At 66.4% G+C, this 20,659-nt stretch carries 17 protein-coding genes and 1 riboswitch; of the genes, 13 read left to right on the top strand and 4 right to left on the bottom strand.

Features of this window, described 5'->3' with window-relative positions; all coding sequences use genetic code 11:
• Positions 1 to 187: 187 nt before the first annotated feature.
• Both IB275_RS27680 and IB275_RS27675 read right to left on the bottom strand, forming a co-directional pair.
• Positions 188 to 2,137, bottom strand: coding sequence for an oxidoreductase (locus IB275_RS27680; protein ID WP_192293033.1), 1,950 nt, complete (start codon positions 2,135 to 2,137; stop codon positions 188 to 190).
• 82 nt (positions 2,138 to 2,219) lie between these two features.
• Positions 2,220 to 2,570, bottom strand: coding sequence for a EutQ-related cupin domain-containing protein (locus tag IB275_RS27675; RefSeq protein ID WP_081515498.1), 351 nt, complete (start codon positions 2,568 to 2,570; stop codon positions 2,220 to 2,222).
• A 349-nt stretch (positions 2,571 to 2,919) separates the two neighbouring features.
• Here IB275_RS27675 and IB275_RS27670 point away from each other — a divergent pair, with 349 nt between their 5' ends.
• Together IB275_RS27670 and IB275_RS27665 are read left to right on the top strand one after the other, a co-directional pair.
• Positions 2,920 to 3,993, top strand: a complete 1,074-nt coding sequence (locus IB275_RS27670; RefSeq protein WP_192293031.1) for an ABC transporter substrate-binding protein — start codon at positions 2,920 to 2,922, stop codon at positions 3,991 to 3,993.
• 65 nt (positions 3,994 to 4,058) lie between these two features.
• Positions 4,059 to 4,853 carry a class II aldolase/adducin family protein gene (locus tag IB275_RS27665; RefSeq protein ID WP_192293029.1) on the top strand — a complete coding sequence of 265 codons (795 nt, stop codon included), beginning with the start codon at positions 4,059 to 4,061 and terminating at the stop codon, positions 4,851 to 4,853.
• Positions 4,854 to 4,950: 97 nt separating this feature from the next.
• Here IB275_RS27665 and IB275_RS27660 read toward each other — a convergent pair whose 3' ends face one another.
• The gene (locus tag IB275_RS27660; RefSeq protein WP_081515501.1) at positions 4,951 to 6,405 is read right to left on the bottom strand and encodes a TolC family outer membrane protein; all 1,455 of its coding nucleotides are present in this window, start codon (positions 6,403 to 6,405) and stop codon (positions 4,951 to 4,953) included.
• A gap of 172 nt (positions 6,406 to 6,577) precedes the next feature.
• Positions 6,578 to 6,685: riboswitch (TPP riboswitch) on the top strand.
• Between the two features lie 113 nt (positions 6,686 to 6,798).
• Between IB275_RS27660 and thiC the strand changes: the two genes are divergently transcribed.
• Both thiC and cytX read left to right on the top strand, forming a co-directional pair.
• Positions 6,799 to 8,679: a phosphomethylpyrimidine synthase ThiC gene (gene thiC, locus IB275_RS27655; RefSeq protein WP_192293027.1), complete on the top strand. Its 1,881-nt coding sequence runs from the start codon at positions 6,799 to 6,801 to the stop codon at positions 8,677 to 8,679.
• A gap of 88 nt (positions 8,680 to 8,767) precedes the next feature.
• Positions 8,768 to 10,054: a putative hydroxymethylpyrimidine transporter CytX gene (cytX, locus tag IB275_RS27650; RefSeq protein WP_192293025.1), complete on the top strand. Its 1,287-nt coding sequence runs from the start codon at positions 8,768 to 8,770 to the stop codon at positions 10,052 to 10,054.
• A gap of 155 nt (positions 10,055 to 10,209) precedes the next feature.
• Here the strand turns inward: cytX and IB275_RS27645 are convergent, their stop codons facing one another.
• Positions 10,210 to 10,962, bottom strand: a complete 753-nt coding sequence (locus IB275_RS27645; RefSeq protein ID WP_192293023.1) for an RsiV family protein — start codon at positions 10,960 to 10,962, stop codon at positions 10,210 to 10,212.
• A gap of 228 nt (positions 10,963 to 11,190) precedes the next feature.
• Between IB275_RS27645 and IB275_RS27640 the strand changes: the two genes are divergently transcribed.
• From IB275_RS27640 to IB275_RS27600, 9 genes are all read left to right on the top strand, one after another.
• Complete coding sequence (locus IB275_RS27640; RefSeq protein WP_017520423.1) at positions 11,191 to 11,808, top strand: NUDIX domain-containing protein; 618 nt, start codon at positions 11,191 to 11,193, stop codon at positions 11,806 to 11,808.
• A complete protein-coding gene (locus IB275_RS27635; protein WP_045216166.1) occupies positions 11,799 to 12,257 on the top strand; it encodes a DUF1249 domain-containing protein in 459 nt (152 codons plus the stop codon). The genes IB275_RS27640 and IB275_RS27635 overlap by 10 nt, the downstream gene beginning before the upstream one ends.
• A gap of 169 nt (positions 12,258 to 12,426) precedes the next feature.
• On the top strand, positions 12,427 to 13,236 hold the full coding sequence (gene cpdA, locus IB275_RS27630) for a 3',5'-cyclic-AMP phosphodiesterase (protein WP_192293021.1): 810 nt from the start codon (positions 12,427 to 12,429) through the stop codon (positions 13,234 to 13,236).
• 75 nt (positions 13,237 to 13,311) lie between these two features.
• Entirely contained in the window at positions 13,312 to 13,941 is a 630-nt protein-coding gene (locus IB275_RS27625; RefSeq protein WP_192293019.1) for a YqiA/YcfP family alpha/beta fold hydrolase, read from the top strand.
• 11 nt (positions 13,942 to 13,952) lie between these two features.
• Positions 13,953 to 15,848 (top strand): DNA topoisomerase IV subunit B, encoded by a 1,896-nt coding sequence (parE, locus tag IB275_RS27620; RefSeq protein WP_081515508.1) that lies wholly within the window; start codon positions 13,953 to 13,955, stop codon positions 15,846 to 15,848.
• Positions 15,848 to 16,876, top strand: coding sequence for an esterase-like activity of phytase family protein (locus IB275_RS27615; protein ID WP_192293017.1), 1,029 nt, complete (start codon positions 15,848 to 15,850; stop codon positions 16,874 to 16,876). The genes parE and IB275_RS27615 overlap by 1 nt, the downstream gene beginning before the upstream one ends.
• Positions 16,873 to 17,397 carry a retropepsin-like aspartic protease family protein gene (locus IB275_RS27610; RefSeq protein ID WP_192293015.1) on the top strand — a complete coding sequence of 175 codons (525 nt, stop codon included), beginning with the start codon at positions 16,873 to 16,875 and terminating at the stop codon, positions 17,395 to 17,397. The genes IB275_RS27615 and IB275_RS27610 overlap by 4 nt, the downstream gene beginning before the upstream one ends.
• A gap of 7 nt (positions 17,398 to 17,404) precedes the next feature.
• Entirely contained in the window at positions 17,405 to 19,669 is a 2,265-nt protein-coding gene (gene parC / locus IB275_RS27605; protein WP_192293013.1) for a DNA topoisomerase IV subunit A, read from the top strand.
• 151 nt (positions 19,670 to 19,820) lie between these two features.
• Entirely contained in the window at positions 19,821 to 20,543 is a 723-nt protein-coding gene (locus IB275_RS27600) for a PqiC family protein (protein WP_081515787.1), read from the top strand.
• Positions 20,544 to 20,659: the final 116 nt, after the last annotated feature.

The raw sequence follows: 20,659 nt of genomic DNA, 5'->3' as shown, positions 1-20,659 counted from the left end.
GTCCTTTGTTTCTTCATTGGGAGCCATGGGGCGTCCCAGGTTCTGCTCGTCGTAGGATGGGTGGAGCGCAGCGATACCCATGCTGACGCTGCTCGGGCATTGATGGGTATCGCTGCGCTCCACGCCATCCTACTCAGAAGCAGGGCTAATCGGAGCCGCATCATTCAAGAAGCCGATTCTCCGCACCTCAGATCGCCCAGCCCGCCTTGAGCCCTTCATAGATCGCTTCTTCTGCCGTACGCGGCGCCAGGCAGTCGCCGATGCGGCGGACTTCGGCGAGGTCGGCGATCTCGTCGGCCAGTTCGTCCACCGGCTGGTGTCCCTGGCAGAGCACCAGGGTGTCGATGTTTTCCACCAGCATCGGCTCGCCGCTGGCGGTGTGCTGCAGGTACACGGTGCTATCGTCGACGCCGTACAGGCGCGCATAAGGGGTGATGGTGATGCCCAGGCGGTGCAGCTCGCCGGCCATGTGGTCGCGCACGTAGAGCGGCAGGCTTTCGCCGGCGTGGGTGCCGTTCACCGCCAGGTGCACCTGGTGGCCGTCGCGCACCAGGCGCTCGGCGATGCCGGGGGCGATCCAGTCGGCGCGCCAGTCCGTGACCAGCACCGAGCGGCCCAGCTGCACTTCGCCACGCAGTACCTGCCAGGCGTCCACCACCTGCAGTTCGCCGGCTTCCTCGTAGGGCGGGCGATAGGGTGTGGCGCCGGTGGCGACGATGACCACGTCGGGGCGTTCCTGTTCGACCAATGCACGGTCGACGCGGGTGTTGCGGCGCACTTCGACGCCGGCCAGCTGCATCTCGCGCTGCAGGTTGGTGGAGGCGCCGCCGAACTCCGCACGGCGTGGCAGCAACTGGGCGAGATTGACCTGCCCGCCGAGCTGGCCGCTGGCCTCGCAGAGAGTCACGTCATGGCCGCGCTGTGCCGCGACGGCGGCGGCCTTCATGCCGGCCGGCCCGCCGCCGACCACCAGCACGCGCTTGCGCTGGGTGGCCATCTTGCGTTCGGCGTAGATCAGCTCGCGGCCGGTTTCCGGGTGCTGGATGCAGGAGATCGGGTAGCCGCGGTGGAAGTGGCCGATGCACGCCTGGTTACAGGCGATGCAGGCGCGCACGTCCTCGACGTGACCGCTTTCGGTCTTGCCCGGCATCTGCGGGTCGCAGATCAGCGCGCGGGTCATGCCGCAGACATCGGCCTGGCCGCGGGCGAGGATCAGCTCGGCTTCCTGCGGCTGGTTGATGCGCCCGGTGACGAACAGCGGGATCTCCAGGTTGCGCTTGAAGGTGCCGGCTTCGTTCGCCAGGTACGCCGCTTCGACGGCCATCGGCGGAACGATGTGGATGGCGCCGCCCAGCGACGCCGAAGTGCCGGCGACTATGTGCACATAGTCCAGCGAGTTCTGCAGGCCTTTCACGCCCTGCAGCGATTCGTCTTCGGTGAGGCCTTCCGGGTCGCGCTCGTCGGCGGAGATGCGCAGGCCGATGATGAACTCCGGGTCGGTGGCGGCGCGCACGGCGGCGATCACTTCGCGGGTGAAGCGCAGGCGTGCGTCGAGGTCGCCGTTGTAGCCGTCGCTGCGGCGGTTCACCCGTGGGTTGAGGAACTGCGCCGGCAGGTAGCCGTGGCTGGCGACCACTTCCACGCCGTCGATGCCGGCGGCATGCAGGCGGCGAGCGGCGTCGGCGTAGCCCTGGACGATCTCGTCGATCATCGCCTGGCTCAGCTCGCGGGGCATCACCCGGAAGCGTTCGTTGGGCGAGGCGGACGGCGCGTAAGCCACGGCCAGCAGACCGTCGCTGGACTCCATGATCTCGCGGCCGGGGTGGAACACCTGCGACAGCACCACGGTGCCCTCTGCGTGGCAGGCCTCGGCGATGCGCCGGTAGCCGGGGATGCACTCGTCATCGGTGGCCATCAGCACGTGAGAGGTGTAGCGGGCACTGTCGTGCACGCCGGCGACCTGCAGCACGATCAGGCCGACGCCGCCTTTGGCGCGGGCGGTGTGGTAGGCCACCAACTGGTCATTGACCAGGTTGTCGGTGGGCATCGAGGTGTCGTGCCCGGTGGACATGATGCGGTTCTTCAGCTCCTTGCCGCGGATGCGCAGCGGGCTGAACAGGTGGGGAAACTGGCTCATCGGGCAACTCCGGATTCTTGTTGTGGTGCAGCCTGGGGGGCAGCGTTGAAACGCCGGCCGCGTCGGGCGGCCGGAGGCGGACTCAGGCGTTGCGCGCCTGCCAGTCCACCGGGTAGAGCGCGTAGAACACGCAGGCTTTCTCGCCTTCGTAGGCCAGCGGCGTGCGTTCGGGGACCCAGATCACGTCGCCCGGTTTGGCGTCGATCACCTGGTCGGCCAGGCGCAGGCGGAAATTGCCTTCCAGCACCACGATCAGCTCGTCGTAGAGCACCGTCCACTCGATGGACACGCCGTCGAAACGCGCCAGGCCCGCGCCCATGGTTTCGCTGTCCGCCGGGCCGATCAGCCGGCAGATGGCGGCGCGTTCGATGTCTTGCCCACCGTAGGGTTGGAATTGCAGGGCGGACTGCTGGAAGTGACGGACCTGGGACACGGCGGCTTCTCCTCGAACGGACAATGTTGTCTAGGCAAGTGTTATTTAAGTTGTATCTATGGAAATTTACCGACAGTAAAAAATCAACTTGTTTTTTTAAAAGTGACTGAGTAGTTTCAATCTCACCCCGGACGCCTCCGGGGTCACCGCGACGTGCTCCACAACAACTACAAGAGGAGAGGCGCATGACCCGTCCCGTACGGTCCCCCCTCGCATGGCGGGCCCACCCGCTGGCAATCGATTTCTCTCTGCCCTGCCTTTCCTGCAACGTTGTTTCGGCGCGCCCGTCCAGCGTGTGCGCGGCCATCCCGGCTGCGCCCATTGCCACCTACGACTGGGGGTATGCTCGATGACTTTCCACCGCAACACCTGCCACAAGCGCTCCTTCCTCAAGACCGCCGTCTCGCCGCTGCTGCTTGCATTCGGGCTCGGCTGCGGCGCTGCCCAGGCCGCCGAGAACATGGTGGTGGTCGGCTACGGCGGCGCCGGCCAGAAGGCCCAGGATGCAGCTTTCTTCCAACCCTTCAGCAAGCAGTCCGGGGTCGGCGTGACCCAGACCGAGTACAACGGCGAGATGGCGCGCATCAAGGTGATGGCCGACACCGGCCATGCCGACTGGGACGTGGTGCAGATCGAAGGGCCGGACCTGGCCCGGGGCTGCGACGAAGGCCTGTTCGTGCCGCTGGACTGGCAGCAGATCGGCAACAAGGAACAGCTGATCCCCAACGCCGCGAAGGACTGTGGTTCCGCCGCCCTGGTCTGGGGCGTGGCCATCGCCTACGACGCCGACAAGCTCAAGCCGGCGCCGCAGTCCTGGGCGGATTTCTGGGACGTGAAGAGATTCCCCGGCAAGCGCGGTCTGCGCAAGCGCGCCATCTACAACCTGGAGTTCGCCCTGATGGCCGACGGCGTGAAGCCCGCGGACGTCTACAAGGAACTGGGCACCAAGGCCGGCGTCGACCGCGCCTTCGCCAAGCTCGACCAGATCAAGCCCTACGTGCAGTGGTGGGAGGCTGGCGCGCAACCGCCGCAGTGGCTGGCCGCCGGTGATGTGGTGATGACCACCACCTACACCGGGCGTATCGCCGATGCCTTCAAGGCCGGGCGCAACCTGCAACTGGTCTGGCCGGGCAGCCTGTACGGCATGGACTACTGGGCGATCATCAAGGGCTCCACGCACGTCGATGCGGCCAAGCGCTTCATCGCCTTCGCCAACGGCGCCGATGCGCAAGTCGACTACGTGAAGCACATTGCGTATGGTCCGACCAACACGCAGGCCGCCGAACGCCTGCCGGCCGACCTCGCTGGCTGGGTGCCGACCTCGAAGCAGAACCTGCCCGTGGGCCTGGCGATGGACGATGAATTCTGGGTCGACCACGGCGAGGAGCTGGAAGAGCGCTTCAACGCCTGGGCCGCGCAATGACCAGATCGTGACCGTGACGCCGGGGCAATCGCTCCGGCGCCTTTTGCCTTGAGGAGGAGAGCACCATGACGTCGCTGCAGGCGCCGGCCCCGAGCCGCGCCACCTGTTCGCCCGAAGAATGGAAATTGCGCGAGGAGCTGGCGGCCTGTTACCGCCTGATCGCGCACTACCGCATGACCGACCTGATCTTCACCCACATCTCGGTGCGCATCCCCGGTCCCGAACACCATTTCCTGATCAACCCCTACGGCCTGATGTTCGACGAGATCACCGCCTCCAGCCTGGTGAAGATCGATCTCAGCGGCCATGCCGTGGAGCCATCGCCGTACAAGGTCAACCCGGCCGGCTTCGTGATCCACAGTGCCATCCACGGTGCTCGCGACGACGCGCAGTGCGTGCTGCATACCCATACCCGCGCCGGCTGCGCGGTGGCGGCGCAGGCCTGCGGCTTGCTGCCGCTGAACCAGATATCCCTGGAGTTCTACGGACGCCTCGGCTACCACGACTACGAGGGCATCGCCCTGTCGATGGACGAGCAGGAGCGCCTGGTGCGCGACCTGGGCGACCACTACGGCCTGATGCTGCGCAACCACGGCCTGCTGACCGTAGGGCAGACGGTGCAGCAGGCGTTCCTGCGCATGTACTACCTGGAGAAGGCCTGCGACATCCAGCTGGCGGCCCAGGCGGGCGGTGAGCTGGTGATCCCGCCGGAGGAGGTGTGCCGTCACACCGAGCAGCAATTCAACGCTCCGGCGCGGCCGCTGGCGGAAGGGGAGTTGAGCGACCCGGATGGCTACGATCTGGCGTGGTCGGCATTGCTGCGCATGCTGGACCGGGTATCGCCAGGATATCGCGACTGACCGGCGCCGTCGTTTCAGTCTGCTTCTGCGATCAATGCCAGGGCGATTGTCCGGCAAGAAAAAGCCCCGCGATGCGGGGCTTTTTCTTGGGGCTGGGTCAGTACTTCGCGCCAGCCTTGAGTTGCGCCTCGGCGGCCTTGGCCAGGTCCGGCGGGAGGAAGTCCTTGTCCGGGTTGTAGTCCGGCTTCAGGTACGCGCCCAGTGCCTCCAGGTCGCTCGGCGCGAGGGTGCCGGCGGTCTGCTTGAGGCTCAGGTTGTCGAGGATGTAGTCGTAGCGGGTGTTGTTGTAGTCGCGCACCGAGTTGTACAGCGAACGCTGGGCGTCCAGTACGTCGACGATGTTGCGGGTACCGACCTGGTAACCGATCTCGGTGGCTTCCAGCGAGCTCTGGTTGGAGATGATCGCCTGGCGACGCGCCTTCACCTGCTCCACGTCGGTGTTCACCGCGCGGTGCTGGTTGCGGGCGTCCTGAACGACCTGGCGGCGCTGGCTTTCGCGCAGCTGTTCGCTCTGGTTCAGGCGCTGGTAGGCCTCGCGGACCTGGGAGCTGGTCAGGCCGCCGCTGTAGATCGGCACGTTGAGCTGCAGGCCGATGCTGCTCTGGTCGACATACTTGCCGTAGTGCGGCTCACCCGGCAAACCGGAGTTGGAGAAGCCCAGGGCATCGTTGTCGCCCTTCTGGTACTGGGCCACGGCGTCCACGGTCGGCAGGTGGCCGGCCTTGCGCTGGCGCAGGGTCTCTTCGGCGGCGTCGACCGCGTAGTTGCTGGCCTGCAGGCGCAGGTTCTGCTGGACCGAGGTGTCCACCCAGGCCTTGGCGTCGTTGGGGATCGGTGCGACGACCGGCAGCGAGTGGAGGATGCCCTCGATGGAGCTGTACTCGCGGTTGGTCAGGGTCACCAGGGCCTGGAAGGCGTCATCCACCTGCTGCTCGGCCACCAGGCGGTTGGCCCGCGCGGTGTCGTAGCTGGCTTGGGATTCGAGCACGTCGGTCTTGTCGGAGAGGCCGACGTCGAAGCGTTCGTTCGACTGGTCGAGCTGGCGCTTGAACGCCGCTTCCTCGGCCTTGCTGGCGGCCAGGTTGTCCTGGGCGCGGAGTACGCCGAAGTAGGTCTGGGCGGTCTGCAGGATCAGTTGCTGCTGGGTGGCGGAGAATTCCAGCTGGGCCTGTTCGGTGGTGTTTTCCGCGGCCTTGAGCTGGAACCAGCGGTCCGCGCGGAACAGCGGCTGGCTCAGGCTCGCCTGGACCAGCTGGGTGTTACGGTTCAGCGTGGCGCTGGGGGTGTCCAGCGAAGTGCGGGTGCTGCCCGTGCTGGCGCCGGCATTGATCTGCGGCAGCAGGCCGGAGCGTGCCTGGGGCACGGCTTCCTTGCGCGCCAGGTAGTCGGCCTGGGCGGCGGCGAGATCGGCGTTGTTGTCGACGGCATCCTTGTAGACGTTGATCAGGTCCGTCTTGGTGGGCAGCGAGGGAGCGGCCGGAGCGGGCTGTGCAGCCCAGGCAAAGCCTGTCGTTGCGGCTACAGCGACAGCCAGAGAGAGTCTGCGCAGCATTCGTTCATCCTGGAAAGTGATGCGAGGTGGGGCAAGGCTACGGTCGCCGCCGGTGGCGGTCAAGGCACGTTCGTACGAGCCTTCCGAGGCAGGAGTGTAGCCGCGTGTAGGCAATTGCGCGTTTTCGGCCGGGCGGCGTTGGCTTATCCGTGCGCACTTGATTAGACTGCGGGCGTTCTTGTCGGGGTGCCCCATTGCGAGGGGCTGAGATCGGATAGTTCCGGATCCCGTTGAACCTGATCGGGTTAGCACCCGCGTAGGGAACAAGAAGTACGCATCCCGCGGCGCATTCCGCCCCGGCCCCAGCCCTCTCCGGGATGCGTCCCTTCGCTGCAGTTAGCAGCTCCTCTCGTCTCAGGTTCTCCCCCGGCAATCAACCCCAGGAGAGCCAGGATGAGCACCCAGAAAAACAACGTCACCCGCCTTGAACAGCTGGACCGCCAGTCGACCCAGCCCTTTCCGAATTCGAAAAAGGTCTACCTGACCGGCTCGCGCCCGGACATCCGCGTCCCCGTGCGGGAAATTTCCCTCGCCGATACCCCGACCGCCTTCGGTGGCGAGCAGAACGCCCCGGTGATGGTCTACGACACCTCCGGCCCCTACACCGACCCGGATGTGCGCATCGACCTGCGCAAGGGCCTGCCGGACGTGCGCTCGCGCTGGATCGACGAGCGCGGCGACACTGAAATCCTTCCCGGCCTGACCTCCGAGTTCGGCCAGTCGCGCCTGGCCGATGCCAGCCTCGACGCCCTGCGCTTCGCCCACGTGCGCACCCCGCGCCGCGCCAAGGCCGGCAGCAACGTCACGCAGATGCACTACGCGCGCCAGGGCATCATCACGCCGGAGATGGAATACATCGCCATCCGCGAGAACATGAAGCTGCAGGAAGCCCGCGCCGCCGGCCTGCTGGACGCCCAGCATCCGGGGCAGAGCTTCGGGGCGAGCATTCCCAAGGAAATCACCCCCGAGTTCGTCCGCGAGGAAGTGGCCCGTGGCCGCGCGATCATCCCGGCGAACATCAACCACATCGAATTGGAACCGATGATCATCGGCCGCAACTTCCTGGTGAAGGTCAACGGCAACATCGGCAACAGTGCGCTGGGTTCTTCCATCGAGGAAGAAGTGGAGAAGCTCACCTGGGGCATCCGCTGGGGCGCCGACACGGTGATGGACCTGTCCACCGGCAAGCACATCCACGAGACCCGCGAGTGGATCCTGCGCAACAGCCCGGTACCCATCGGCACCGTGCCGATCTACCAGGCGCTGGAGAAGGTCAACGGCGTCGCCGAGGACCTGACCTGGGAAATCTTCCGCGACACCCTGATCGAACAGGCCGAGCAGGGCGTGGACTACTTCACCATCCATGCCGGTGTGTTGCTGCGCTACGTACCGCTGACCGCCAAGCGCGTCACCGGCATCGTCTCCCGTGGTGGCTCGATCATGGCCAAGTGGTGCCTGGCCCATCACCAGGAGAATTTCCTCTACACCCACTTCGAGGAAATCTGCCAGATCATGAAGGCCTATGACGTCAGCTTCTCGCTGGGCGACGGCCTGCGTCCGGGCTCGGTGGCCGACGCCAACGACGCCGCGCAGTTCGGCGAGCTGGAGACCTTGGGCGAGCTGACCCGGATCGCCTGGAAGCATGATGTCCAGGTGTTGATCGAGGGCCCCGGCCACGTGCCGATGCACCTGATCAAGGAGAACATGGACAAGCAGCTGGAGTGCTGCGACGAGGCGCCGTTCTACACCCTTGGCCCACTGACCACCGACATCGCGCCGGGCTACGACCACATCACCTCGGGCATCGGTGCGGCGATGATCGGCTGGTTCGGCTGCGCCATGCTCTGCTACGTCACGCCCAAGGAGCACCTGGGCCTGCCGAACAAGGATGACGTGAAGACCGGCATCATCACCTACAAGATCGCGGCGCACGCCGCCGACCTTGCCAAGGGCCATCCGGGCGCGCAGATCCGCGACAATGCGCTGTCCAAGGCGCGCTTCGAGTTCCGCTGGGAGGACCAGTTCAACCTCGGCCTGGACCCGGACACCGCCCGGGCCTTCCATGACGAGACCCTGCCCAAGGACTCGGCCAAGGTGGCGCACTTCTGCTCCATGTGCGGGCCGAAGTTCTGCTCCATGAAGATCACCCAGGAAGTCCGCGACTACGCCAAGGAAAATGGCCTGACCGATGAGCAGAAAGCCATCGAGGCCGGCTTCCAGGAGCAGGCCACGCGCTTCAGGGACGAAGGCTCGGTGATCTACAAACAGGTGTGACACCCGCGCCCGGCTCTTCGCGGAGCCGGGCGTTTTCGCTCCATCCCAAGAACAAGACCCACTCCAACCACTGAGCCCTGCACGCATCGTGACCACTACCGCCATCGACTATTCACCGACCTCCGCCGTGGGCAGCACCCAGCGCGTGCTCGGCCTGCGCGACCTGTTCTCCCTCTGGTTCTCCCTGGGCATCGGCCTGATGGTGCTGCAGACCGGCGCCCTGCTGGCGCCGGGCCTGGGCCTGGCCGGCGCGCTCGGTGCAATCCTGCTCGGCACCCTGGTCGGCGTGCTGCTGCTGGCCAGCGCCGGGGTGATCGGCACCGACACCGGCCTGTCCGCCATGGCCTCGCTCAAGCTCAGCCTGGGCAGCCACGGCGCCGCGCTGCCGGCGCTGCTGAACCTGATGCAGCTGATCGGTTGGGGCGCCTTCGAGATCATCGTCATGCGCGATGCCGCCAGCCTGTTGGCGACCCGTGCCTTCGGCGAAGGCAGCCTGTGGACCAGTCCGGCGCTCTGGACCCTGGTATTCGGCGCCCTGGCGACCCTGCTGGCAGTGGCCGGCCCGCTCGCCTTCGTGCGCAAGGTGCTGCGCCGCTGGGGCATCTGGCTGTTACTCGCCGCGTGCATCTGGCTGACCTTCGACCTGTTCCAGCGCGCCGACCTGGCCGCCCTCTGGACCAAGGCCGGCGACGGCTCGCTGTCCTTCGCCGTGGGCTTCGACATCGCCATCGCCATGCCGCTGTCGTGGCTACCGCTGATCGCCGACTACTCGCGCTTCGGCAAGCGCGCCGGGCAGACCTTCGCCGGCGCCGCGCTGGGCTTCTTCATCGGCTGCTTCTGGCTGATGGGGCTGGGTGTGGCCTATACCCTGGCGTTCGCCCAGGGCAGCGACGCCAATGCGCTGCTGCTGGCGCTGGCCGGCGCCGGCATGGGCATCCCGCTGCTGCTGATCCTGCTGGATGAATCGGAGAAGGCCTTCGCCGACATCCACTCGGCGGCGGTTTCCAGCGGTATCCTGTTGCCGCTCAAGGTCGAGCTGCTGGCCCTGACCATCGGCGTGATCTGCACCCTGATCGCCTGGTTCGCGCCGCTTGCGCAGTACCAGAACTTCCTGCTGCTGATCGGCTCGGTGTTCGCCCCGCTGTTCGGCGTAGTGCTGATCGACCACTTCGTCCTGCGCCGCCGCGCGCCGGCCGCGATTCCCCACGGCCTGCGCTGGGGTTCGCTGGTTGCCTGGGGCGGTGGCGTGGTGGTGTATCACCTGCTGGCGAACTACCAGCCGGACCTGAGCGCGACCTTGCCGGCGCTGGTGGTGGCCGGGGTGTTGCAGCTGCTGCTGGGGCGCGTTGGCGCCAGGGTTCCGGCTTCGGCGTGATGCTGTTCGCGGGCATGGCCCGCTCCTACAAAAGCTGAGCCATTGCTCCACGGCCAACTGTAGGAGCGGGCCATGCACGCGACCGGGAACGCTCCTGAGCAGCCGGTGAATCGCGGACGAATCTGCGATGGCTCTCTGGCTAGTCAGATCGAGACTTACTGCGCCCCGCGCCCCGGGAAGTAGTAGGTCTTCACGATGCCATTCAGGCGCGGATACGGAATCTTCAGCTCCGGGTGCCCGACCGAATGCGGGGCGATGCGGTCGATGTCGTACTTGAGCGTCATCGCGCCGAAGGTCAGGGCGAAGTGCTCGGTCGGCTGGAACGGCCAGTCCTTCGAGAAGTTCGGGTCCTGCTCGTCCAGCTTGTTCTGCAGGATCCACGCCTGGTGCGCCATGCGCGCCACCTTCCAGAAGTTGTCCTCCTGGCCGGGCAGAAGAATGTCCTGGAGGGTGAGCACCTTGTGGATGCGTCGATCATAATTGATGAATGCGCGGCCGGGCTGGCCGTACTCGCCGCCGGTGAAGCGATAGCTGGACAGCTCGATGATCACCAGACCGTCATGCTGTTCGCGGATCTTCGCTTGAAGGTAGGAACTCCAGCCGGGCTGGGCCGAATCGAGGAAGCGCTTCTCGTAGACGTCCAGGCTGGCGGGCGCCGCGCCGTCGCCTTCGCGGGCCAGTTGCAGCAGTTGCGTGTTGATCGCCTCGTTGAGCGCCGGCTCGTCGTCGAAGCTGAGGGTATCGAGGTTGAACAGCGGGCACTGCTCGCCCTGGCAACCGGGTTGGGGATGTTCGAACGCGGTGTGCTGCGCGGCCAGCGGTTCGTCGAGCGCGGGCTTGAACAGACCCTGGCATGCCCCCAATAACAGGCTGATGCCGCACAGGGCTGCTAGTTTCAGAAGTCGCATGGGATTCCTTGTCGTGGACGTTCGCCGGCAATGGAGTGGTTCGACCGCCATCGGCGCTGCCGGTTCGGCGGTTGATTATGAACCACTTTGCGAACCCCGGCTGCGTGCGGCGGTCACAGCCAATCTGGTCGTCCGGCCGCCCGCGAAAGAGGCTGCGCCTGCCCCGGCGGCGCGATAGGATGGCGCGAAGTTCAACGTACTGTCAGTAGGAACGGGAGTAGGAACGGGATGTCGGAAACGTTCAAGCCAGGCCCCCAGGACATCGAGATCCAGAAGCGCGAGCAGTGCTTCAAGGGCTTCTACAAGGTCGACCGCCTGCACCTGCGGCACCGCCAGTTCGCCGGCGGCATGGGCCCGGTGCTCAAGCGCGAGTTGTTCGTGCGCCACGATGCCGTGTGCGTGCTGCCCTACGATCCGCAGCGCGATGAAGTGGTGCTGATCGAGCAGTTCCGCGTCGGCGCCATGGACGCCGGGGTCAATCCCTGGCTGATGGAACTGGTGGCCGGGCTGATCGACAAGGACGAGGAGCCCGAGGAGGTCGCCCGCCGCGAAGCGGTGGAAGAGGCCGGCCTGACTCTCGGCGCGCTCTGGCCGATCGCCCAGTACCTGCCGTCGCCCGGTGGTAGCAACGAATTGGTGCACCTGTTCGTCGGCCGCTGCGACAGCAGCAATGCCTCGGGCATCCACGGGCTGGAGGAGGAGGGCGAGGACATCCGCGTCCATGTCATGCCGTTCGAGGAAGCACTGCAGGCCGTACGTGACGGCCGCATCAACAACGCGGCGAGCATGCTCGCCCTGCAATGGCTGGCGCTCAATCGCGCCGAGGTAAGGGGGTTATGGGTGTGAATCTGTTGCGCGAGCGCTATCGCGTCGACCTGGCGGGTCTGCAGGCGACCTGCGAGGCGAACTACTTGCGCCTGATGCGCCTGTTGCCGGAAATGCGCGAGGCCCAGGTTTCGCGTCGCGTGGCGCTCAGCGAAGGCGAGCGTCTGCTTGGCGTGCTGGCGCTGGACGTGATCGAAGCCTGCCCCTACACCACCGTGCTGCAGGTGCGCCAGGAGCTGGGCCTGCCCTGGCTGCCGGCGCCCAAGCTGGAAGTGCGGGTGTACCACGATGCACGCATGGCCGAAGTGGTCGGCGCCGAGCAGGCGCGCCGCCTGCTGGCGATCTACCCCTACCCGAACCAGGCGATGCACCAGCCGGACGAGAAGAACCAGCTCAACCAGTTCCTCGGCGAATGGCTGAGCCACTGCCTGTCCTGCGGCCACGAGCTGGAGCCAGTGCTGCAACGCTGAAGTCTCGATGATGGCCATGTGATATGGCTGCGCGTGATATCCTGCCCGCCCATCGCCCACTCGTGTCCCTAACTGTGATCTGTGACGCTTTCCCGGTTTGCTCAGGGGGGCGCCTGTCACCATACTTCGTCACGAATTCCCGCACGCCCGCCTCACAGGAGAAGGCGTTTTGCCCACCCAGCCCACCGCTTCCGATTCCGTCCTGGTCGTCCAGCTTTCCGACAGCCATCTGTTCGCGCAGGAAAATGGCCGGCTGCTGGGCATGGATACCGCCGACAGCCTGACGCAGGTCGTCCGCCTGGTGGGCGAGGAGCAACCGGTGATCGACCTGGTGCTGGCCACGGGTGATCTCTCCCAGGATGGCTCGGTCGAGTCCTACCAGCGATTCCGCGCCATCACCGCGCCGATCGACGCAGCGACCCGCTGGTTCCCCGGCAATCACGACGAAATGGAGCCGATGCGCGAAGCCGCCGCCGGTACCGACCTGCTCGACCCGGTGATCGACCTGGGCGCCTGGCGGGTGATCCTGCTGGACTCCACCATTCCCGGCGCGGTGCCGGGGCAGATGACCGTCGAGCAGATCCAGCTGCTGGAGCGCGCCATCCAGGCCGCGCCGGACAAGCACCTGCTGATCAGCTTCCATCACCATCCGGTGTCCATCGGCAGCCAGTGGATGGACCGCATCGGTATCTACAACCCGGAACGGCTGTTTGCCGTCATCGACCGTCACCCGAACGTGCGCTGCCTGCTCTGGGGGCACGTGCATCAGGAGATCGATCGCATGCGCGGCGACGTGCGCCTGCTGGCCTCGCCGTCGACCTGCGTGCAGTTCACTCCCGGTAGCGAGGACTTCTGCGTCGACAGCCCGGCGCCGGGCTATCGCTGGCTGCGCCTGCTGCCCGATGGTCAGGTAGAGACTGGCGTTTCGCGGGTGACCGACATCGCATTCGAAGTCGACTACAGCATCAAGGGCTATTGATCGGTCACGCTTGGAACGCCTTGCGACGCTGACCCACTTGCGGCATGCCACTTGCAGCTTGTAGCCTCCCGGCCCATGACCGCATTCCTCTATATCCACGGCTTCAACAGTTCGCCCGGCTCGCAGAAGGCGCGCCAGTTCACGGCTGCCATGGGGCGCCTGGGCCTGGCCGAGCAACTGCGCGTGCCCGCGTTGCATCACCATCCGCGTAAGGCTTTGGCGCAACTGGAAGCCGCCGTCGCCGAACTGGGCCAGCCGCTGCTGATCGGCAGCTCCCTGGGTGGCTATTACTCGACGTACCTGGCCGAACGCCATGGTCTGAAGGCCGTGCTGATCAACCCGGCGGTGGCACCGCACCGGCTGTTCGACGGCCAGCTCGGCCCGCAGACCAACTACTACAGCGGCGAGACCTGGGAACTGACCCTCGATCACGTTGCCGCGCTGGCGGAACTGGAAGTCCCCGCGCCCATCGAAGGCTCGCGCTACCAGGTGTGGCTGCAGACCGCCGACGAAACCCTCGACTACCGCGCCGCCGAGCGCTACTACCGGGCCGGCGCGTTGCGCATCGAGTCCGGCGGCGACCACGGCTTCCAGCGCTTCGTCAGCCATCTGCCGGCGCTCCTGGCCTTTGCCGGTGTGCCGTCCAGCCAGTGGCGCGACGTGGATTTTTCCGACTTTGAAGCCATCACCTCTTCGACTGATTAAGCAGGAACCCCATGGCCCAGCAGAACGCCTATAACGCAGACGCCATCGAGGTTCTCTCCGGCCTCGACCCGGTGCGCAAGCGCCCGGGCATGTACACCGACACCTCGCGGCCCAACCACCTGGCCCAGGAAGTCATCGACAACAGCGTCGACGAAGCCCTCGCCGGCCACGCCAAGAGCGTGCAGGTGATCCTCCACGAGGACAACTCGCTGGAAGTGATCGACGACGGCCGCGGCATGCCGGTGGATATCCACCCTGAAGAGGGCGTGCCCGGCGTCGAGCTGATCCTCACCAAGCTGCACGCCGGCGGCAAGTTCTCCAACAAGAACTACCAGTTCTCCGGCGGCCTTCACGGCGTGGGCATCTCGGTGGTGAACGCGCTGTCGACCCTGGTCGAGGTGCGGGTCAAGCGTGACGGCAACGAATACCGCATGACCTTCGCCGACGGCTTCAAGTCCAGCGACCTCGAGGTCGTCGGCACCGTCGGCAAGCGCAACACCGGCACCAGCGTGCACTTCTGGCCGGACGCCAAGTACTTCGATTCGCACAAGTTCTCCGTCAGCCGCCTCAAGCACGTGCTCAAGGCCAAGGCCGTGCTGTGCCCAGGCCTGCTGGTCAGCTTCGAGGACAAGTCCACCGGCGAGCGCATCGAGTGGCACTACGAGGACGGTCTTCGTTCCTACCTGGTCGACTCGGTCTCCGAGAACCTGCGCCTGCCCGACGAGCCGTTCTGCGGCTCGCTGGCCGGCAACAAGGAGGCGGTGGACTGGGCCCTGCTGTGGCTGCCCGAGGGCGGCGAATCGCTGCAGGAAAGCTACGTCAACCTGATTCCCACCGCCCAGGGCGGCACCCACGTCAACGGCCTGCGCCAGGGCCTGCTGGATGCGATGCGCGAGTTCTGCGAATTCCGCAACCTGCTGCCTCGCGGCGTGAAGTTGGCCCCGGAAGACGTCTGGGAGCGCATCGCCTTCGTCCTCTCGATGAAGATGCAGGAGCCGCAGTTCTCCGGCCAGACCAAGGAGCGCCTGTCCTCCCGCGAGGCCGCCGCGTTCGTCTCCGGTGTGGTCAAGGATGCCTTCAGCCTGTGGCTCAATGCCCACCCCGAGCTGGGCCTACAGCTGGCCGAACTGGCCATCAGCAACGCCGGCCGCCGCCTCAAGGCGGGCAAGAAGGTCGAGCGCAAGAAGATCACCCAGGGCCCGGCACTGCCCGGCAAACTGGCTGACTGCGCGGGGCAGGACCCGATGCGTTCCGAGCTGTTCCTGGTGGAAGGTGACTCCGCCGGCGGTTCGGCCAAGCAGGCGCGGGACAAGGAATTCCAGGCGATCATGCCGCTGCGCGGGAAGATCCTGAACACCTGGGAAGTGGACGGCGGCGAAGTGCTCGCCAGCCAGGAAGTCCACGACATCGCCGTGGCCATCGGCGTCGATCCGGGTGCGGCCGACCTGAGCCAGCTGCGCTACGGCAAGATCTGTATCCTCGCCGACGCCGACTCCGACGGCCTGCACATCGCCACCCTGCTGTGCGCACTGTTCGTCCGTCACTTCCGCCCGTTGGTGGAAGCCGGCCACGTCTACGTCGCCATGCCGCCGCTGTTCCGTATCGACCTGGGCAAGGAAGTCTTCTACGCCCTCGACGAAGCCGAGCGCGACGGCATCCTCGACCGCCTGGCCGCCGAGAAGCGCCGTGGCAAGCCGCAGGTCACCCGATTCAAGGGCCTGGGCGAGATGAACCCGCCGCAGCTGCGCGAAACCACCATGGATCCGAACACCCGTCGCCTGGTCCAGCTGACCCTGGAAGACACCGAGGGCACCGTGGAAATGATGGACATGCTGCTGGCCAAGAAACGCGCCGGCGACCGCAAGTCCTGGCTGGAAACCAAGGGCAACCTGGCGGACATCGCCTGATGCGCTGGCTGTTGGCTTCGCTTGGGCTTTGCGCCGGCCTTGCCGTCGCCGCCCAGGCTCCCAAGGCTGCCGCGCCGCTCGCCACGCCCATGGCGCCGGCGTCGCTGCAGTTCGTCGCGGAACACCCGGTGGAAGGCATGCCCAGCGGCAACCTCTCCGGGCTCGCGCTGTGCGGCAACGAGATGTGGACGGTGTCCGACCGCGACGACGACCGCATCTATCGCCTGCTGATCGACGAGACGCCGGGCAAGGCCTGGCAGGCCAGCGCCGAACCCTTCGTGGTGCCGGGCACGCCGGAAAGCGGCCTGTCCTGGGGCACCCGCGCGCGGGTCAGCATCGGCGGCCTGCTGCGCGGCGGCGCCATGGACTTCGAAGGCATCAGCTGCGACCAGGCGGGCAACCGTTATGTGGTCAGCGAGGGCTATGCCGCCGTCCTGCTGCTGCCCGCCGTTGGCGAGCCGAGCTGGCTGCCGTTGCCGCAGAACCTGCTGCGTCAGGCCCGCGCCAGTGGCCTGCTGATGGAATTCAATGCGCTCTACGAAGGCATCGCCATCAGCGCCGACGGCAAGCAGCTGTGGCTGGCAGCCGAGCGCCAGCGCCGCGGCCTGCTCAAGGTGCATAACGAGAACGGCACCTGGAAGTGCGATGGCAACTGCGTGATGCTCAGCGAAGGCGGCACCGCGCTGCCGCCGCCGGAGCTGGGCGCCGAGCGCGCGCTGCCGATCGATTTCTCCGATCTCGCGCTGTACAAGGACAAGCTGTTCACCCTGGAACGCCTGGCGCACCAGATCTGCCGCCGCGATGCCAAGACCGGCGCGCAGGAGCTTTGCTGGTCCTTCGCCGCCGGTGCGCTTGCCCCGGAACGGCGCTACGACCTGCCTTACGGCGTGGCCGAAGCGCTGATCCTCGACGACCAGGGTGCCTGGATCGGCCTGGACAACGGCGAGCACGCCCGCGCCGACGGTGACAGTCGCCCCTACGTGCTGCGCTTCGCGGCGCCGGCCGGCGGCTGGCTTGGTGGCAAATGAACGACGCGGTGCCGGGCAAGCGGATCGGCAAGATCATGATGTTCCTCGCCTGGGGCGCGGGCATCCTGCTGGCCACCCGCTATTTCGGTGCCTGGGAAACCCGTCAGCACAACCCCAACCCGCAGCCGCAGTCGACCCGCGGCGACGGTTACGTGGAAGTGCGGCTGATCGGCAATCGCGCCGGCCACTATGTGGTGGACGGCAGGATCGGCAGCGAGACGGTGACCTTCATGCTCGACACCGGCGCCACCCAGGTGGCCCTGCCGCAGCGCCTGGCCGATCGCCTCGGCCTGCCGCGTGGCCTGCCGGTGACCCTGGACACCGCCAACGGCCGCAGTCAGGGCTGGCGCACGCGCCTGCCCAGCCTGCAGCTTGGCGACATCCGCCTGACCAATGTGCCGGCGCTGATTGCGCCGGGCATGGAAGGCGACGAGGTGCTGCTCGGCATGAGCGCACTCAGACAACTCGATTTCACCCAGCAGGACGGCACCCTGGTGCTGCGCCAGCGATCTACACCGTGAGGCACGCATGAGCGAAACCCTCGATCTGAGTCTGGAGGGCGTGGAGCGCCGGTCACTGGCCGACTTCACCGAACAGGCTTACCTGAACTACTCCATGTACGTGATCATGGACCGCGCCCTGCCGCACATCGGCGACGGTCTCAAGCCCGTACAGCGGCGTATCGTCTACGCCATGAGCGAACTGGGCCTGGACGCCGACTCCAAGCACAAGAAGTCGGCGCGTACCGTCGGTGACGTGCTGGGTAAATACCACCCCCACGGCGACTCGGCGTGCTACGAAGCCATGGTGCTGATGGCGCAGCCGTTCTCCTACCGCTACCCGCTGGTGGACGGTCAGGGCAACTGGGGGGCGCCGGACGATCCCAAGTCCTTCGCCGCCATGCGTTACACCGAGGCCCGCCTGTCGCGCTACGCCGAGACCCTGCTGTCCGAGCTGGGCCAGGGCACCGCGGACTGGGTGCCGAACTTCGACGGCACCCTGGACGAGCCGGCCGTGCTGCCGGCGCGCCTGCCGAACCTGCTGCTCAACGGCACCACCGGCATCGCCGTGGGCATGGCCACCGACATTCCTCCGCACAACCTGCGCGAAGTGGCCGCTGCCTGCATCCGCCTGCTGGATGAGCCGCAAGCGACCATCGTCGACCTGATGGAGCACGTGCAGGGCCCGGATTTCCCCACCGAAGCGGAAATCATCACCCCGCGCGCCGACCTGCAGAAGATCTACGAAACCGGCCGTGGCTCGGTGCGCATGCGCGCCGTATACCGCGTCGAGGACGGCGATATTGTCGTTACCGCGCTGCCGCACCAGGTCTCCGGGGCCAAGGTGCTGGAACAGATCGCAGGGCAGATGCAGGCCAAGAAGCTGCCGATGGTGGCTGACCTGCGCGACGAGTCGGACCACGAGAACCCGACCCGCATCGTCATCATTCCGCGCTCCAACCGCGTGGATGCCGAAGAGCTGATGACCCACCTGTTCGCCACCACCGACCTGGAAAGCTCGTACCGGGTGAACATGAACGTCATCGGCCTGGACGGCAAACCCCAGGTCAAGGACCTGCGCCAGGTGCTGAGCGAGTGGCTGACCTACCGCACCGACACCGTGCGCCGCCGCCTGCAGTTCCGCCTGGACAAGGTCGAGAAGCGCCTGCACCTGTTGGAAGGTTTGCTGGTCGCCTTCCTCAACCTCGACGAAGTCATCCACATCATCCGCACCGAGGACCAGCCCAAGCCAGTCCTGATGCAGCGCTTCGAGCTCTCCGAGCTGCAGGCCGACTACATCCTCGACACTCGCCTGCGTCAGCTGGCGCGCCTGGAAGAGATGAAGATCCGCGGCGAGCAGGACGAGCTGGCCAAGGAGCGCGCCAAACTGCTGGCGATCCTGGGTTCCAACGCCAAGCTGCGCAAACTGGTGCGCGACGAACTGCTGGCCGACGCTGAAACCTACGGCGACGACCGCCGCTCGCCCATCGTCGCCCGCGCCGAAGCCCGCGCCCTGTCGGAAACCGAGCTGATGCCGACCGAGCCGGTGACCGTGGTGCTGTCCGAGAAAGGTTGGGTGCGTTGCGCCAAGGGCCACGACATCGACGCCACCGGCCTCTCCTACAAGGCCGGCGACGGCTTCAAGGTGGCCGCGCCGGGCCGCTCGAACCAGTACGCGGTGTTCATTGACTCCACGGGGCGCAGCTACTCGCTGGCGGCCCACAGTCTGCCGTCCGCCCGTGGCCAGGGTGAGCCGCTCACCGGCCGCCTGACGCCGCCGCCGGGCGCCTCCTTCGATCGCGTGCTGCTGCCGGAGGATAATGCCCTGTATGTGCTGGCCTCTGACGCCGGCTACGGCTTCGTCGCCAAGGGCGAGGACATGCAGGCCAAGAACAAGGCCGGCAAGGCGCTGCTCAGCCTGCCCAACGGTGCGCAGGTCATGGCGCCGCGCCCGGTAAATGACTTGGAACAGGACTGGATCGCCGCAGTCACTACCGAAGGCCGCCTGTTGCTGTTCAAGGTCTCCGACCTGCCGCAGCTGGCCAAGGGCAAGGGCAACAAGATCATCAGCGTGCCGGGCGACCGCGTGGCCAGCCGCGAGGAGTACCTCACCGACCTCGCCGTTCTTCCGACGGGCGCGACTCTGGTGCTGCAGGCCGGCAAGCGCACGCTCTCGCTCAAGGGTGACGACCTGGAGCACTACAAGGGCGAAAGGGGCCGTCGGGGCAACAAACTGCCGCGCGGTTTCCAGCGAGTGGACGCCTTGCTGGTAGAATCGCTGTCTCAGGATTGAAACGCGGCTCGATACATTCTGCCTCTGGAGCTGAGGCGCCGGTTAAGGGATGATACGTCCCTTTGGGTAACCGGCGCCGCGGCGCGTTGCCTGAAGTCATATTGGTTTTGTTAGAAGTAGCGCCGAAAATCGGCGAATGACGGTGATCCAGATGAGCGCTTTGCGCGCCTTGGCCTATCTTTCCCTCGTCAGCCTCCTTGGGCTGGCGGGTTGTACGGTGAATCGACCGACCCAGCTGTACCAGCTGGATGCGGGTGCCGTTCCGGTTCCGGAACGGGACAACGGTGTCGCTGTACTCCTCGGTCCGGTATCCCTGGCCGACTACCTGAAGCGCGAGACCATGGTCCAGCGCCAGGCTGACGGAATCCTCAACCTGTCTACCGAAGCCCGCTGGGCCGGCAGTCTCGAGACCAACGTCAGTCAGCAGCTGATGCGCCTGCTCTCGGGCGAGCTGGACAGCACCCGCCTGGCGCTGTTCCCGGAGAAGCCCGGCTTCACTCCGCAGGTCCAGGTCATGCTGACCATCAGCCGCCTGGACTCCGGCCCCAAGGAGCCGGCGGTGCTGGAGGCACGCTGGCGTCTGCTCGACCCGAAGGGTGAACTGCGCGACAGCCGTGTCTTCCGCGAGGAAGAGGCGCACTCGGGTAGCGTGCAGGACCAGGTGCGCGCGCAGGGCGACCTGCTGCGCAAGCTGTCCGTGCAACTGGCTCGTGACGTGCGTCCGGTTGCCGCAGCGGTTGCCGAGCAGCAGGCTGCGCCGCCACGCAAGCCGGCAGTGGCCAATACCGAGCAGGCGGCCAAGCCCAAGGAAGAAGGTCCGAAGATCCCGTTGGTGGTGCCGATCCGCACCGATGTCGAGGTCTACCGCTTCTAGTCCGATCCTCGCGATCGCAGCATTCACGGCCCGCCGAGCATAGCTTTGCGGGCCGTTTTGCTTCTGCCGTGGCCGGTTTTGACATCTTCTTGACGGCCCCTGTGGTATCTACGGGC

The sequence above is a fragment of the Pseudomonas sp. PDM21 genome, from assembly GCF_014852505.2.
Classification (GTDB): Bacteria; Pseudomonadota; Gammaproteobacteria; order Pseudomonadales; family Pseudomonadaceae; genus Pseudomonas.
Note: the sequence above shows the minus strand (reverse complement) of the source record. Positions and strands in the feature narration are given on the sequence as shown.

Coding starts and splice junctions, on each gene's coding strand:
- IB275_RS27680 (WP_192293033.1), bottom strand. CDS start 2,137: ATGAGCCAGTTTCCCCACCTGTTCAGCCCGCTGCGCATCCGCGGCAAG.
- IB275_RS27670 (WP_192293031.1), top strand. CDS start 2,920: ATGACTTTCCACCGCAACACCTGCCACAAGCGCTCCTTCCTCAAGACC.
- IB275_RS27665 (WP_192293029.1), top strand. CDS start 4,059: ATGACGTCGCTGCAGGCGCCGGCCCCGAGCCGCGCCACCTGTTCGCCC.
- IB275_RS27660 (WP_081515501.1), bottom strand. CDS start 6,405: ATGCTGCGCAGACTCTCTCTGGCTGTCGCTGTAGCCGCAACGACAGGC.
- thiC (WP_192293027.1), top strand. CDS start 6,799: ATGAGCACCCAGAAAAACAACGTCACCCGCCTTGAACAGCTGGACCGC.
- IB275_RS27645 (WP_192293023.1), bottom strand. CDS start 10,962: ATGCGACTTCTGAAACTAGCAGCCCTGTGCGGCATCAGCCTGTTATTG.
- IB275_RS27640 (WP_017520423.1), top strand. CDS start 11,191: ATGTCGGAAACGTTCAAGCCAGGCCCCCAGGACATCGAGATCCAGAAG.
- IB275_RS27635 (WP_045216166.1), top strand. CDS start 11,799: ATGGGTGTGAATCTGTTGCGCGAGCGCTATCGCGTCGACCTGGCGGGT.
- IB275_RS27625 (WP_192293019.1), top strand. CDS start 13,312: ATGACCGCATTCCTCTATATCCACGGCTTCAACAGTTCGCCCGGCTCG.
- parE (WP_081515508.1), top strand. CDS start 13,953: ATGGCCCAGCAGAACGCCTATAACGCAGACGCCATCGAGGTTCTCTCC.
- IB275_RS27615 (WP_192293017.1), top strand. CDS start 15,848: ATGCGCTGGCTGTTGGCTTCGCTTGGGCTTTGCGCCGGCCTTGCCGTC.
- IB275_RS27610 (WP_192293015.1), top strand. CDS start 16,873: ATGAACGACGCGGTGCCGGGCAAGCGGATCGGCAAGATCATGATGTTC.
- parC (WP_192293013.1), top strand. CDS start 17,405: ATGAGCGAAACCCTCGATCTGAGTCTGGAGGGCGTGGAGCGCCGGTCA.
- IB275_RS27600 (WP_081515787.1), top strand. CDS start 19,821: ATGAGCGCTTTGCGCGCCTTGGCCTATCTTTCCCTCGTCAGCCTCCTT.